At 34.0% G+C, this 15,069-nt stretch carries 12 protein-coding genes; 5 read left to right on the top strand and 7 right to left on the bottom strand.

Translation table 11 applies throughout. The features are described 5' to 3' along the window. Window positions 1–109: 109 nt before the first annotated feature. The gene (locus tag AC6CH4_RS11595; RefSeq protein ID WP_498103119.1) at window positions 110–2,299 is read left to right on the top strand and encodes a tetratricopeptide repeat-containing sensor histidine kinase; all 2,190 of its coding nucleotides are present in this window, start codon (window positions 110–112) and stop codon (window positions 2,297–2,299) included. Window positions 2,300–2,321: 22 nt separating this feature from the next. Next, window positions 2,322–2,963, top strand: coding sequence for a response regulator (locus tag AC6CH4_RS11590; RefSeq protein ID WP_498103117.1), 642 nt, complete (start codon window positions 2,322–2,324; stop codon window positions 2,961–2,963). Between the two features lie 257 nt (window positions 2,964–3,220). On the opposite strand, the gene AC6CH4_RS11585 is transcribed toward AC6CH4_RS11590, so the two are convergent. Next, the gene (locus AC6CH4_RS11585; protein WP_498103115.1) at window positions 3,221–3,700 is read right to left on the bottom strand and encodes a CinA family protein; all 480 of its coding nucleotides are present in this window, start codon (window positions 3,698–3,700) and stop codon (window positions 3,221–3,223) included. Between the two features lie 299 nt (window positions 3,701–3,999). Here AC6CH4_RS11585 and AC6CH4_RS11580 point away from each other — a divergent pair, with 299 nt between their 5' ends. From AC6CH4_RS11580 to AC6CH4_RS11570, 3 genes are read left to right on the top strand one after another with little or no spacing between them, the layout of a single operon-like run. Then, a complete protein-coding gene (locus tag AC6CH4_RS11580; protein ID WP_498103113.1) occupies window positions 4,000–4,371 on the top strand; it encodes a hypothetical protein in 372 nt (123 codons plus the stop codon). 14 nt (window positions 4,372–4,385) lie between these two features. After that, entirely contained in the window at window positions 4,386–4,784 is a 399-nt protein-coding gene (locus tag AC6CH4_RS11575) for a hypothetical protein (protein WP_498103111.1), read from the top strand. Between the two features lie 37 nt (window positions 4,785–4,821). After that, window positions 4,822–5,091, top strand: a complete 270-nt coding sequence (locus AC6CH4_RS11570) for a PrgI family protein (RefSeq protein ID WP_498103109.1) — start codon at window positions 4,822–4,824, stop codon at window positions 5,089–5,091. 256 nt (window positions 5,092–5,347) lie between these two features. Here the strand turns inward: AC6CH4_RS11570 and AC6CH4_RS11565 are convergent, their stop codons facing one another. The 6 genes from AC6CH4_RS11565 to AC6CH4_RS11540 form a co-directional block, all read right to left on the bottom strand. After that, the gene (locus AC6CH4_RS11565) at window positions 5,348–5,722 is read right to left on the bottom strand and encodes a SpoIIAA family protein (RefSeq protein ID WP_498103107.1); all 375 of its coding nucleotides are present in this window, start codon (window positions 5,720–5,722) and stop codon (window positions 5,348–5,350) included. A gap of 279 nt (window positions 5,723–6,001) precedes the next feature. Continuing rightward, the gene (locus AC6CH4_RS11560) at window positions 6,002–6,493 is read right to left on the bottom strand and encodes a hypothetical protein (protein WP_498103105.1); all 492 of its coding nucleotides are present in this window, start codon (window positions 6,491–6,493) and stop codon (window positions 6,002–6,004) included. A gap of 44 nt (window positions 6,494–6,537) precedes the next feature. Next, the gene (locus AC6CH4_RS11555; RefSeq protein ID WP_498103103.1) at window positions 6,538–7,191 is read right to left on the bottom strand and encodes a porin family protein; all 654 of its coding nucleotides are present in this window, start codon (window positions 7,189–7,191) and stop codon (window positions 6,538–6,540) included. A gap of 46 nt (window positions 7,192–7,237) precedes the next feature. Then, on the bottom strand, window positions 7,238–9,574 hold the full coding sequence (locus tag AC6CH4_RS11550) for an arylsulfatase (protein ID WP_498103101.1): 2,337 nt from the start codon (window positions 9,572–9,574) through the stop codon (window positions 7,238–7,240). A gap of 383 nt (window positions 9,575–9,957) precedes the next feature. Next, complete coding sequence (locus AC6CH4_RS11545) at window positions 9,958–11,727, bottom strand: RagB/SusD family nutrient uptake outer membrane protein (RefSeq protein WP_498103099.1); 1,770 nt, start codon at window positions 11,725–11,727, stop codon at window positions 9,958–9,960. Between the two features lie 5 nt (window positions 11,728–11,732). Continuing rightward, a complete protein-coding gene (locus AC6CH4_RS11540; protein ID WP_498103097.1) occupies window positions 11,733–15,017 on the bottom strand; it encodes a SusC/RagA family TonB-linked outer membrane protein in 3,285 nt (1,094 codons plus the stop codon). Window positions 15,018–15,069: the final 52 nt, after the last annotated feature.

Here is a 15,069-nt window from a genome sequence, read left to right as displayed (position 1 = left end):
AAAGGAGAATTTAAATGAGGGGTTTGTAGTATTTTTAAAACCTAAAACAAACCTAAATATCAAACTTACAAGTCTTTAAGTATATTTTCTTGTTTTGATTACAAACTATATGGTATATAAAAGATTATATTTCTGGATCATCTTTCTTTTCTCCATCACTGCGTTTGCGCAAATTGAAAATGAAAAAAAACCTTTAGTGCATAAAAAAAATCTTGTTTCAAAAGAAGAGAAAACAATTTCTGATCTTTATTGCTTATATAATAAAGGCGACGAGAAAAAAGCATTTGAAAAAGCTAAAGTGATTTTACAATCTGCAAAAAGTAACAGGACCATTGCATGTTCTAATTTATTACTTGCTTATTATTTTAATAAAAGAGCTATAATAGATTCATCACTCTATTATACAAAACAGGCTTTAAAATTTAATACTTCTTTAAATGATTCCCTCAAGAACAGGCTTTTTGCACTAAGCTATAATTTATTAGCGATCAATTACAAAAAACGTGGTCTGCCTGAAGAAAGTAAAAAATGGCATATTAAAGGTATTGAAACAGCTCAAAAATATCATGAAACAAATATTTTCTATACGCACACTCATGGTTTAGCCAGAGTATACAGCGATTTAGGTGATTATAATAAAGCTCTGGATCTCTTCAAAAAATGTCTTGATTACAAAGGAGATCCGGAAATTATTTTAGGAAGTTACATCAATATGGGTGAAATATATTCTGAAATGAAAGACTATGATAATGGAAATTATTACTATAAAAAAGGAAAAATACTTTGCGATAAAACCAATAATAACCAAGGACGAACTGTTATTTTACTTGGTTTGGGTTCCAATTATCAATTACAACATAAATCTGGTGAGGCTTTAAAAATGTATCAGGAAGCGGCATTGATAGCCGAAAAAAACGAATTGAATCAGCTTGAAATAATAGCACGTGGTAATATTGGTGATATTTATATCAATCAAAAAAAATATCCTGAAGCAAAACTTATTTTTTCTGAAGCATTACAAAAGGCGATTCGGTATGGCCTTCTTCAAAATCAAATCTCTTTTTATGATGAACTCAAAAAAATAGCAATTGCTCAGGAAGACTATAAAAATGCTTATGCCTGGTTAGGAAAATCAAACCAAATTAAGGATTCCATTAACAAACTTCAGCAGTCAAAAGAAATTCATGAACTAGAGATAAAATACCAGACATCTCAAAAAGAAAAAGCTATTAAATTCCTGGAATTTGAAAATGAAACCAAAAAACTAGCACTCGAAAATCAGGCTGAAGCCATAAAAAACATGAGCCTTCAGAAAGAAATAACGGAAAAAATAAATGAAAATGCGATTTTGTTTTTCCAGAATTCATCGGATAAAAAACGAAACGAAATCTCACTTCTTAAAAAAGAAAAACAGCTAAAAACACTTGAAATTTCTCAGCAAAAAAGAGCTAAAATATTTATACTAATTGCTTTCTTGTTGATATTATTTCCGACTTCCGGTCTTTTATTTCAATATCGAAAGCGTTTAAAAAGTCAGCGTTTATTAAATCTAAAACAGATAGAAATAAGTACCCAAAAAATAAATGGTATTTTAAAAGAGCAGGAACTCCAACTGATCAAAGCGGCAATAAGCGGCCAGGATAAAGAACGGGAACGTATTTCGCAAGAACTTCATGATAGTATTGGCGGAAATCTGGCAGCGATAAAATTACAACTCAACAGTTTAAATGCATCAAATTTAAACCGAATTAAAAACCTTAACGCACAATTGGATGAAACCTATCAACAGGTTCGGAATTTATCCCATAATCTGATTCCTAAAAAATTTAGCGATCATAAATTCTGTGAAGTTTTAGAATCTTACCTGAATAATATAAGTGATGCCAGCAAATTAGAAATCTCATTTACAACTTATCCTAAAACCAGTATTAATGAGATGAATGAACTGGTGCAAATAGAAACATTTAAAATTGTTCAGGAACTTTTGACCAATACCATCAAACATGCAAAAGCTTCTAAGGCAGAGCTACAATTAAACCTCATCGAAAACTGCTTAAATATTTTATTTGAAGATAACGGAATTGGTTTTGACACCGAAAATTATACCCGTGGAATTGGTTTTATCAATTTAGAAGCCAGAGTAAAAAAATTAAACGGAACATTCTCTTTAGATTCAAAATTAGAAAGAGGTACTATTGCCAATATAGAAGTTCCAACCGTTGTAGTTTCAATTAAAAAAAATACTGTAAAAGGAATTTCGGTAAAAAATCAAATCGATCAGTTGAATAAAAACTTTTAATAAAAAAGTATATTTAAGAAAAATGAAAAGAATTAACCTGCTTATTGCCGATGACCACACGATGTTTTTGCAGGGAATTGTATCGTTACTGGAACAAGAACCTGAAATAAACATTGTTGGAAAAGCAAACAATGGCATCGAGGCACTGAACATCATAAAGACAGAAGTTATCGATTTGATCATCCTTGACATTAGTATGCCGGAAATGGATGGAATTGAACTAAGCAAAATTCTCAAAAAAGAATATCCGGAAATAAAAATTCTTGTCGTAAGTACACACAGTAATGTGAAGATTATCTCGAGATTAATCAGAATTGGTGTGAATGGTTATCTTTTGAAAAATGCTGAAAAATCAGAGTTGCTGCAAGCTATTCATTCTATTATTCAGGGTGATACTTATTTCTCAGAAGAAACAGAAGAAAAATTTTTAGCGAATCGGTTTAAAATTGAAAAACAGGTTTCGACTTTAACCGAATTGAGTTCACGCGAAAAAGAGATATTAGTTTTAATAGCACATGAATACAACACAGCCGAAATTGCCGAAAAAACCTTTATTAGTCTTAATACGGTAAATACACATCGTCGTAATTTATTATCAAAATTGAATGCTAAAAATACAGCGGGGCTGGTAAAGTACGCTGTTGAAAATGGCTTAGTAGATTGATTTTGTTTTGTAAGAAGTCTCTAAATCACCCGTTACAGTGCCGCTTACTGTTTCCCCAAAAACATATGCGGCACCATTATGAGCTTTTTTACTCAGTGGCTCAGAGCTATCCTACTTTCACTTTTGCCATGTTGAGTACATAATTCAAAATTTATATTGAAGTTGGTGTTTGATTACCTTTTTTCAGTATAATGCAAAATTACAATCCTACTTAATATTGCACATCACTATAATTAGTGATTTTTAATTTTGAGCCATTATTTTTTTGTTTCTTCCAAAATCAAATCGGCTATAGCAGCTGTTGCCTGATCAAGAATTTCTTCAGGTGATCCGGTAAATAAAAGTCGTGTAGCAATTTCTTTATCAGGAAATACAATATGAATAAAAATAGTCCCGACAGGTTTTGTCGGGCTTTCACTTCCCCCAGGAGTTGTCAGTCCTGTTAAAGCAACACAAACATCTGATTTAACATGGCGATGAAAATTTTGTGCCATTAATTTGGTTACTATGGCTGATTCTGCAGTGTACTTTTTAATCGTCCCGTGTGGGATGTGCAGCAAATCTTCTTTCATTGAAGAATGATAACAGACCATTCCTCCAATTAAAATTTTTCCTGAATCAATAACGGTAGAAAACTCATAATTAAGTTTTCCTGCTGAAGCACTTTCTACAAAAGTTATAGTCCATTTTTTTTCTATAAGGGCTTTGCAACAACTAGTTACTTTTTTAGAAGCCATAGTATTTCAAAATTTAAATGATACATTTTTTATAAGAACAAATGAGGTTTTCCATCCTCACATTTCACAAACAAATATAAATAGTCATTTTAGTACGCGTTTACATGATTTTTATTGAAAATTATATGATTTGAACTATTAATCAATTCCTTGTTTTTCGCTTCAACTGATAATTATAGAAATAGAATCCAATTTTCTGTAACAATTTCAAACGAACCAAAAGCTAATTTTGTAAAATACAAGCCTTTAAGTAAAAAGCGGAAAATTTATTCCAGGAAAACAATTAAAATTAAAACGTCATGGAAAAGTATAACAACGAAAATTATGGTCCGAAAGACCCGGATTTTATCGATCAGGAAACACTTATTGATACTGATAATTATAAAAAAGAAGAAGATCCATATGAGCAACAGTATCGTGGAGAATTTATAGGAGATGTTAATCATGAGACAAATGATTTTAACCGTAATGAAAACATTCCCAATGAAGAAAGAATCATTAATGAAGATGGTTTAATTACCAATGATGAAGAAAAGGATAATGAGTACATTCCGGACGATGTCGATGATCATAGCCAGCCCGAAGACGAGGAAGAGCATATAGATGACGACACCAAGGATATGGACGATTTCGAGGCAGAACATTTTCCTGAAACGCATCCGAGAGAATAAAAAAACATCTGTTTATGGATCTTTTAACCCAAATTATTTGGCTTTTTGTTTTAGCAGTTCCAATTGCGTGTATCAGTTGGACAGTAACACATGAAGAAATATTTCGGGAACCTCGCGAATGGTGTGTCAGACATTCTAAAAATGACAGGACATTATTGTCAAGAAAGGTGTTTTATCTTTTTACGTGTGAATATTGTTTTAGCCATTATGTCACAATTGCCTGTTTATTCTTTACAGACTATAAACTTTTGTTAAATGACTGGCGTGGCTACATTTTGGCAGGATTCTCGCTGGTTTTTGTAGCAAATGTCTATATGAGTCTTTTAGCTTTATTAAGACAAGCCATTAAAAAAGAAAAAGTAGAGATTGAAAAAATCGAGATTGAAACAGACAATGAAAAAATCTCATCATAAAATACAAAAAAGTTCAAACAAATAAATTAGTATAATCATGGAAAATTTAAATTTTATAGACCCTCTATTGCACGGAATCACACCAAATCCAGCATCGAAACTTTCAGTTAAGAATTTAGTTTGTGCCGGAATCAGTTCACTTGTTATTGGTGCTGTACTAAAAAAAGTGGGTCACAATAAAACTGCAGCAATTGTTGGAGGTCTTGCTCTGCCATTATTAGCTTCTGCCTGCTACAAACATCTGGAAAAATCTTCAAAAGCAAAAAGAGAAGCTACTGAAAGTAGTGGTATCGAGTATAATCATTAAAATTTTGTTTCGGGCTTCAGGTTTTAATACTGGACGTGATTCTAAAAACGAAAAAACTAAATAAAAAATTAGCCACGAAAATTCATGAGTTTCTACAGTTCTGTAGAAGATTCCTGAAGGCGTGGCTATTTTTTTGTTTCAAGTTTCAAGTTATTCGAACCGAATATTAGCAGACTAAAAAAATGGCCGCAAATTCGTGAATTCGTGGCCATTTTTTTTTACGTTCGCAAAGAACCTGAAACCTAGAAACAAAATTCTACGCTATATTAATATTTCCCTCAACCCAGTTTAAGGCTTTATTAAATTCTAATTTTTTGAATCCGTGAAATTCTCCCGGAACGACATAACTAAATCCGTTGGTAAAAGAAATAATATCTTCTGAATCGGTAATTATAGCGGCTCTGTTCCATTTTCCAAGATGTTTTAATCCAAGTAATGCATCTTCAAGCCAGGCACCAGCTGTGAAATTTTCTATGTCTGTATCTAAAACTAATAAAAAATTAATTTCGTTTATCTGCTTAACTAAATGTTCAACTGCCGGAACAACTACACTTAAAAAATCTTCTTTTGTTACTTCTGCCAATGCTCTAAAAGCCACTATATTATCTGTTGTGTCTATTTGATGTATCATGATGTTATATTTTGAATTATTATTAATTTATCAGTAGTTTTTTAATGCTTTTCACAGTCTATGCAAAATGTTATCAAAAATACCACTAGTATACTATTCAAATATTATATCATTGCATTCCATTTTTATAAAATAACTATCTTTTTAGAGTTGCTAAGTTGCTAAGATTCTGAGTGGCTAAGATTAAAAATTAAACAAAAACTTAGAAACTCAGAATCTTAGCAACTTAGCAACTCTAAATAAAAGACAAATGCAACTCTTAAGAGTTGCATTTGTCTTTTATTTAGAAATTTTTGACTTATCAATTTCATCAATAAATGGAATTGAATCCTGAATTTCACCTCTTATGGTTACTTGCAGATATTGCTCTAACTGAACAAATTTGGCAGCATTTCGTCCGCCAACTGCTTTTTTGACCTTGCTGAATGTTTTAGATAATAGTTTATCCGTATCAGCAATATTTTTCAAATTAGTTTCAGTTAATTCTGCTGCTTTTGCATCATCAAGATTTTCGTAATTATCTGCATAATCTTTTATTAATTGCATTTTCTTTTGTCCCAATGCCTTACGTTGGGTTTCATATTCATCATAAATGGTTTGAAACGCTGATGCCTGAGGTTCAGTTAAGTTCATGTATTGTTTTACTAAATCTGCTTTAGATTTACCATAAATACTTTGAATGACAGCGACATCATCAGCAAGACTGGAATCAGTTTGTGCATATCCGCCCGCAGTAAAGCTTAAGATTAGCAATAAAAATATTTTTTTCATAATTTTATTTTTAAGATTGAAATTCTATTTAAGATCTACTTTTTTTATTTACTGAAGTCGTAGCTTAAAGAAGCTCCAAGTCCAAACTGAAATGTTGATGCATAATCAGTAACTCCTACAGGGCCCCAATAATAGTCCCAATAATAATCATATCCCACAGCTGCCGACATAGATTGCAAATAAGCATGGAAATTAATTGATAATGGTGAATTGGTTTTAACTTTCACACCAGCTTTAATTTCCCAGGCAAAATAAGTTCCGCTTCCACTTTGAGGTGTTTCAAGAATAGCAATACCCGCTCCAGCACCTAAAAATGGCAGTGCTTTCGAAGCACTTGAACCGAAATAATACGTATAATCTGCTAATATATAATTGATAGCACCTTTATCATTTCCGGCATTAACCTGAGTTCCAGGAGGATAATTACCATTAACAGTTAAGGGAATAGTTGTGTATAACGGCATATGCGTATCAAATCTGTTATATTTTAATTCAATTGATTGGTTGTCGATGAAGAAATACTCCAATCCTGCACCATATTCAAAACCATCTTCCACGCGTGCGTATGAAGAATCAAATTCTACTTTGTCCGAAAAGGTATAACCTCCGTACAAGTTAAGCAAAAATGCTCCTGAACTTTGTGCCGACATTGCCAGCGAAAAGAAAAAAACAACGAATAATAAATGATACTTTTTCATGATTTCTAATTTTTATTTGATTAATAATTGACTTAATTTTTTAATTCTATTTTTTTGTTTCTATTGTTACTTTATCCAATTTTCCGTTAAAATGTGCTGATGTTCCATAATCGACAACAGGAGTTCCATCATCTGTGCCTACGTCAGCAAGATCATCCACAGAGAAAATTCCGGGCTGTGTTTTTGCCAATTTTCCTTCAGCTACTTTACTTCCGTCAACAGTAATAGTTCCCGTTCCTCCTTTCCCCGGACCTCCACCATTATATTTAAAATCGTAAACGATAGTATGTTTTCCTGGTTTTAAGGCTTTTTCTGACTGAACATTATACGATTCTAATCCAAGATAATTATAAGCGAATGCAGGTTTTCCTTCTTTTAGATAAAATGAAAATCCGCCAAATCTTCCTCCCTGACAAACCATTACGCCGTTTGCCTTTTCTTTAATTTCAACTTCGCTGGTAATAGTGTAGGAAGTATTTCGGGTACTAATAAAAACATCGACTCCCATACCTTTCATTCCTTCGCCATAAGTCACTTTGGTTCTCTCTCCCATTACATCGGGACGCCCTACAGATTTTGCATCAGTTCGTTCAAGCAAACGGTCATCAATTGGCAAAACATGATATTTTTCGGCATCTTTCATAAATAGGGACTGAAGTTCTTTGAGTTTTTCAGGATTTTTTGAAGCAAGATTGTTACTCAAAGAAAAATCATCATTAGAGTTGTATAAATCCCAGATATCCTCTTTTAGAGAAGTGGTTGGTTTTTGTTTCCACGCTGGTCTGTGAATTGTTCTGGCATACCAACCGTCATGATAAATTGCTCTGTTTCCAAACATCTCAAAGTATTGAGTCGTATGGCGTTCTTTTACTTTGGCATCATTAAAAGAATATATCATACTAGTACCTTCAATCGGATCTTGTTTGATGCCGTTAACCTCATTTGGTGCCGGAATTTTACAGGCTTCAAAAACTGTTGGAGCAATATCAATGACGTGTGTGAACTGAGAACGGATTTCTCCTTTAGCTTTTATTCCTGCTGGCCATCTGATAATCATTCCGTTTCGTGTTCCCCCAAAATCTGATGCCACTTGTTTGGTATAAGAAAATGGTGAATCCATAGCTACAGCCCAACCTGCGGCGTAGTGCGGATAAGTTTTGGGGCTACCCCACTCGTCATAATGTTTGATCATATCCTGAACTGTTTCAGGAACTCCGTTAAAATAGGTCATTTCATTAAACAAGCCGTTCATCGTCCCTTCAGCGCTGGCTCCATTATCACCAACGATGTAAATAAAGATGGTATTATCCAGTACGCCAAGATCTGCAATAGCATCATAAAGACGGCCAATTTCATGATCTGTATGTTCCCCAAATCCAGCATAAGTTTCCATTTGATGTGCAAACATTTTTTTTTCATCTCCGGAAAGTGTGCTCCAGTCTTTTATGTCGGTTGGTTTTGGACCCAATTTGGTATCTTGAGGTACAATTCCAAGTTTCTTTTGACGTTCCAATGTTTCTTCACGAACTTTATCCCATCCCTGATCAAATTTCCCTTTGTATTTATCGATATATTCCTTTGGTGCGTGATGTGGTGCGTGCGTAGCACCAGTAGCAAAATAAATCATGAAAGGTTTATCAGGAGTCAAAGCCTGTTGAAAACGTACCCAGCTTATCGCCTGGTTGGTCATATCAGTAGTAAAATGGTAATTAGGATCTTTTGGAATTTCAACCTGAGCAGTTCCATCATAAACTAATGGTGCCCATTGATTGGTTTCTCCTCCAATAAATCCATAAAATTTATCAAATCCGGAATGTGTTGGCCAGCGATCTAAGGAGCCTGAAACAGAGATTTCCCAAGGCGGTGTTTCATGATATTTTCCGAATGCTCCGGTACTATAACCATTTTGTCTTAGTACTTCTGCCATTGGTGTTATACTTTGCGGCCTCACACCATTATTTCCGGGAAAAGCAGTAGCTGTTTCCATAATCGAACCAGCATTATTACTATGATGATTATAACCTGTCAGTAAAGCAACGCGTGTAGGCGAGCAAAGCGCCGTGGTATGAAAACGATTGTAACTCAATCCTTCCTTTCCTACTTTATCTAAAACTGGCATATTTACAGGACCTCCAAAACGGCTTGATGCTCCAAAACCCATATCGTCAATTAAAATAATAACGACATTTGGTGCTCCTTTTGGTGCTTTTACTTCCCAGCGTGCAGGTGCTTTAGCATCTCTTGCATCAAGCTCCTTATAGTTTTGTCTAGACGGTTCTTTTATAGGCAGTGATGTCCTGTCAAGATTTTGAGCAAAAATTTTCTGCGAAAAAATACTGGTTGCCAGTAAAACAACCAATATAAAAAGTAGTCTTATTTTCATGTTTTTCTTTTGTTTTTTTTGCAAATTAGATCTGGAGAAATGGGGAGCAAATTATCCTGAATTGCGATACGCAGGCTGTTTTTTTTTCCTTATATACGGATGATTAGTCAGTATACATAAAACAACAACATGTTATAATCTTTCGAATGTCAAATAAATATTGCATTTTCTTAAAATTACCCCAAAGCTAAATAGAATTAAAAATAAATATCTGAAGTATTGGGCTTTAATGGTTTCATTTTATAATTTGAAACCAATAAATTGAATAAAAACTTCGCAAGAAATTTCCTTTAGTAATCCTGATTTTTTATAAAAAAACAAAAGCCTGTCTTTCTGGGACAGGCTTTTTGTAAAAAAATAAATAAAAATAAACTAACACAAAACTAATTGTATCCTTGATTTTGTTTGAATTCTTTAGTCACATCAATTGTTGATTGTGGAATTGGGAATACTCTTCTGAAAGGCTGTGAAGCCGTTTTTGCAGTCCCTGGTAAATCAAATTTTCCAAAACGGATCATTTGTGGTCTTCTGTACAATTCCCAGTACAATTCGAAACCTATTTCATTATACAATTGTATTGCATCTAAAGATGTTAAAGCTTTTCCGGGAGCACTTGCATATAAAGACTCTCTTTTTCTACTGGTACGCAATTTATTCAAATCATCCATCGCTAATCCTGTACTTCCTTTTCTGAAATAAGCTTCTGCTCTCATCGTATAAATTCCACCTAAACGAAACAACGGAATATCAACATTACTGTTGCCATTTCCTCCTTCCGGATCAAATTCATATTTAAAAACACGAGCTCCCTGATTGATTTCGTTTTGAGCAAAAACAGCCTGAGCAGGATTTTTGAAAGTTAATGATGGCGTAAAATCCATTCTGGTAGTCGTACTTTTCTCCATATATAAAGGAGAAACTTTAATACGGTTCCCAACCATTTCTAAAGATCCTGAAGGCAATAATATTGGACCATATTGAAGTCCGGCCTGAATTCCTCTATTAAAATGGAACCAAGGTAAATTAGCACTTTTAGGTACGATATCTGTTGCAGGAACACTTACATCGGTACCATCATTCATAAACCATGTACCATCTGCGTATTGGTAATGTTGTTGAAATCTCGGGTCATCGTGATTTCCATCCCAGGTAGCATAAAATTCAGGAGTAATACAAGATGCGTTTGTTCCTCTGTTTGCTGCAGATGTTCTCTGGTTACGCTCCATAGACATATAAGCGAAACTGTTAGAACCATTACGGATGTAATCTATCTTTTGAGAAATAGCAAAAATAAGTTCCTTTCCGTTCTCGTTGTCTCTTGCAAAGTTTTTGAAATAATCGCTTTCTAAACTGTATTTCCCGGAATTGATTAACAATGAAGTGTAATAAATAACACGATCCATATCAGTTCCTCCTCCGCTTACCGCAGGTTCACTAAAATTAAAGCTTGAATTTGCATTAAAACGATCTTTAAAAACGGCACGGTTCAAATACATAGTAGCTAAAAAACCATATGCTGCTTCTTTTGTAAAACGCCCATGATGTGTTTGTTGTTCTCCCATAGAAGCCAAATCAGGAATCAAAGCTTCAACATCTGTAATTAACTGATCGATTTGAGTATCGGCTTTTAAAATTTGCAAAGGCGCATTCGGGTTCATTGGATCTCTGTATGGCGTTTGTCCGTACAAATCTAAAGTTGTGTACAAATAATACGCTAAAAGTGCTTTGGCTTCAGCTGAAAACAATTTTTTCTCCGGAATAGAACTTTCTTCAATCGACTGAATTGCTGTTAAAGAACGTGTAATTCCGTTAGTCAGTTTGTTCCAGTTATCACCTACAACGGCATTATCAGATTTCCATGTAAATTCATGCATGTCTCTCCATTTTCCACCATCTCCCCAGTCACTTCCACGAGTTGGCAAAATAGCCTCATCTGTAGTGTATTCCTGTAAAGAAAAAATGCATCCGTGATCTGTAAAAGTTCCGTCTCCCAGTCTATCGTAAGCGGCAGCAAGTGCACCAGCAGGATTAGAAGCATTATTTCCTAAAACCTCATCCAAAACAACTTCGTTAAGATCAGTACAGCTGGCAAACAACCAGATGAAAGAGAACAATGCGATTAATTTTATATTAAAAATTTTATTTGTCTTCATAATAATTATAATTTTAAAGTTGCTCCAAAACTGAACGTTCTGGAAGTTGGATAACTAGCGTAATCAATACCAATAGACTGATTTCCTCCGTTTGATTTTGGACTGTTGATTAAAGGATCATAACCAGAATAATTCGTAATCGTGATTAAGTTTTGTCCTGTAACATAAAGTGTCAATCCGTTGATCCAGTTCATTCCTTTTAAATCAAAATTGTAACCAACGCGAGCCGTATTCAATCTGATAAAATCTGATTTTTCTAAGAAAAGTGTAGATAAAATTGGAGAGTTTGTAGCATTTGCACCCGACTCATAATAACCTGTAGCAACGTTTCTGTCAGAAGCTAAGTTGTTTATGTTCAAAGCGTTTAATCCTGTGTTATTCAACAAATAACCTCCGGTTTGACCAATGATTGAGAACGAGAACGTAAAGTTTTTGTATCTCATATCACTATTAAATCCGTAGTAGAAAGTTGGTAATGCTCCTTCGATGATTACTCTGTCGCTGTTATCAATTTTTCCGTCTCCGTTTTGATCTTTAAAAACATTAGCTCCGTTTGCATCAAAACCAGTATGTTGTAACAAATAGAAAGATCCTGCAGCATAACCGCTTTTGTAAATATTAGCATTAACTCCGGATTGTCCTGGTCCTGAAATAGTTCCTGAATAGATTTCTGAAACTGGCAGATCTTCAATTTTATTATTTAAAGTTGCTCCGTTCATATCGATATTCCATGAGAAGTCTTTTTTATCAATTAGTTTAGATCCTAACATAAACTCAAAACCTTTATTGATGATTTTTCCATCGATATTCGTCCAGATTGTAGTTGTTGGACTCAATGCCTGAGAAGGAATATTCAAAATGGCATCTGTTGTAGTTTTGTTGAAATAATCTAAAGTTCCGTAGAATTTATCATTCCAAAAACTAAAATCTAAACCAGCATTATATTGCGTTACAACTTCCCATTTTAAATCTGGGTTTGGTGTTCTGTTTACAGAAACTCCGTTTACCAAATTCAAATCGTTGTACAAATAATATCCGTCAGCACCTGCCAATGAATAACTTGCCTGAGTGATTTTATTCTCTACTTCCTGATTTCCAGTTTGTCCCCAGCTTAATCTTAATTTTAAGTTGCTAACAGCCGAAGCATTTTCTAAGAATTTTTCTTTAGAGATATTCCACCCCAAAGCAGCTGAAGGAAAATAGCCGTATTTATTATTATCACCAAAACGAGTCGAACCGTCTGCTCTCATCGAAGCTGTTAAAAGATATTTTTCGTTGAAAGTATAATTCACCCTTCCAAAATAAGACTGTAACTCATTTTCCTGTGCATAACCAGAAACTCCTGATTGTGTTCCTGCAAAACCAGGATTAATAGCTGGTGGTACACCAACTCCCTGATTTGTAATTCCGTCAATGCTGAAACTTGTTCCTGATCTTTCAAACTTCTGATAAGAAAATCCGCCTAAAGCTTCTAATTTATGTTTGTCTGACAATAAATTGTATGTCAAATAATGCTCGATCAAAGAGTTCTTTGAATCTAAATTGTTCTGAACATATTTCCCTTTAGGGTTCAAATCCGTTAAGTTTGGGAAAATTGTTGTGTTTCTTTCCGCTGCAGAACGATCAAAACCAATGTTTACTTTATATTCCAATCCGTCTACAATTCGCAATGACGCTTCAAAATTGGCCAAAACTCTTAATGTACGCGTTTGGTCATCATAAATACTTAATAAATAAGCTGGATTATAATGTGCATTCATGTTAAAGTTGGTATACTTTCCGTTGGCATCAAAAACAGATCTTGTTGGATTTGCCATTAAAGTATGAACGATTAACTGTCCGTTTGAACCTCCGTCATCACTTGTCGGAACTCCATCATCTTTGGTTTCACTCGCTGTAAGATTCATTTTTACCTTCAAGCGTTTGTTATCCAAAAATGATTCAGCAGCGTTGATTCTACCTGACATACGTTTAAAATTACTATTTCTGATAATTCCTTCCTGATTCATTTGCGCTACAGAAGCATAATAATTTCCTGTTTCTGTTTGTTTAGAAAAAGCCAATGAATTGTTTGTTGTAACAGCTGTTCTGAAAATTACATCCTGCCAGTCTGTATTTCCTCCATGGTCAAAAGCCGGGTCTTTAATCGCTTTTCTGTATTGATCAGCATTCAAAACATCCAATTTATTAGCCATAGTCGCAATTCCTGTATAAGAATCAAAAGTTAAAGTTCCTTCTCCTTTTGATCCTTTTTTAGTTGTAACCAAAACAACTCCGTTAGATCCTCTTGCTCCGTAAATTGCTGAAGCCGATGCATCTTTTAAAACTGTAATCGATTCGATATCACTATTGTTCAAAAAGTTCAATGGATTTTTAGCCTGTGAGCTTCCAAAACCAACATTACTTGCACCAGGGCTAACATCATCATTTGATAATGGTATACCATCAACTACAAACAAAGGTGTACTTCCGCTTCTGATAGAACCAACTCCACGAATCGTAACATTTACTCCCGCTCCCGGCTCACCGCTTGTGCTTACCACACGAACACCGGCTACTTTTCCTTGTAATAATTGGTCTGGAGAAATAGCGATACCTTGTTTAAAGTTGGCAGCTTCTAATTGTGTAACGGCTCCGGTAACATCTTTTTTAGATTGTTTTCCGTAACCCACAATTAAAACCTCGTTTAACTCAGCAGCATTTGGTTCCAATTGAATCGTCATAAAACCATTTTGTGCAGCTACGGTTTTTGTTTTATAACCTAAATAAGAGATTTCGATTGTTTTTCCTTCTCCAACCGTGATTTCAAATTCACCATCAAAGTTTGAAACTGTTGAATTTGATGAACTCGTTTCCATAATAGTTGCACCAGGAATTGGCACTTTGTTTTCATCAACAATTTTTCCTTTTACTTTAATTCTGTCAACCGCTTTGTGTGTTGTCGTTTTTGGAGCTTCTGTTTTCTGAATTAAAACTAATTTTCCATTAATGTTATAATTGAAATTAGCTTTTTTAGAAAGGTCACTTAAAATTAAAGAAACAGATTCGTTTGTATAATTTACTGTATAAACCGTATTATCAGAGATAATAGCTTGTCCGTAACTAAATTTATAATCCGTTTGCTGGCTTAATTTTGAAAAAATAGAAACTAGTGTAGCTTTTTCTATTTTATTTTTTATATTTGATTTTTCAGGAAAATTAGTTGTACTGTAACCATTTTGAATGGCCAGTAACGCCATTACTAAAAAGACAATTCTCTTTAGATTTAAATAGGAAAGTTTAAAATACATGATTTAAGTTATTGGTTTTTTATCGATACTTACTTATTAATCGCAGTTGTTC

This window comes from Flavobacterium sp. GQ95, from assembly GCF_059758655.1.
This window is presented reverse-complemented; position numbering and strand designations above follow the sequence as displayed.

Coding starts and splice junctions, on each gene's coding strand:
- AC6CH4_RS11560 (WP_498103105.1), bottom strand. CDS start 6,493: ATGAAAAAAATATTTTTATTGCTAATCTTAAGCTTTACTGCGGGCGGA.
- AC6CH4_RS11595 (WP_498103119.1), top strand. CDS start 110: ATGGTATATAAAAGATTATATTTCTGGATCATCTTTCTTTTCTCCATC.
- AC6CH4_RS11565 (WP_498103107.1), bottom strand. CDS start 5,722: ATGATACATCAAATAGACACAACAGATAATATAGTGGCTTTTAGAGCA.
- AC6CH4_RS11540 (WP_498103097.1), bottom strand. CDS start 15,017: ATGTATTTTAAACTTTCCTATTTAAATCTAAAGAGAATTGTCTTTTTA.
- AC6CH4_RS11580 (WP_498103113.1), top strand. CDS start 4,000: ATGGAAAAGTATAACAACGAAAATTATGGTCCGAAAGACCCGGATTTT.
- AC6CH4_RS11585 (WP_498103115.1), bottom strand. CDS start 3,700: ATGGCTTCTAAAAAAGTAACTAGTTGTTGCAAAGCCCTTATAGAAAAA.
- AC6CH4_RS11590 (WP_498103117.1), top strand. CDS start 2,322: ATGAAAAGAATTAACCTGCTTATTGCCGATGACCACACGATGTTTTTG.
- AC6CH4_RS11555 (WP_498103103.1), bottom strand. CDS start 7,191: ATGAAAAAGTATCATTTATTATTCGTTGTTTTTTTCTTTTCGCTGGCA.
- AC6CH4_RS11570 (WP_498103109.1), top strand. CDS start 4,822: ATGGAAAATTTAAATTTTATAGACCCTCTATTGCACGGAATCACACCA.
- AC6CH4_RS11575 (WP_498103111.1), top strand. CDS start 4,386: ATGGATCTTTTAACCCAAATTATTTGGCTTTTTGTTTTAGCAGTTCCA.
- AC6CH4_RS11550 (WP_498103101.1), bottom strand. CDS start 9,574: ATGAAAATAAGACTACTTTTTATATTGGTTGTTTTACTGGCAACCAGT.
- AC6CH4_RS11545 (WP_498103099.1), bottom strand. CDS start 11,727: ATGAAGACAAATAAAATTTTTAATATAAAATTAATCGCATTGTTCTCT.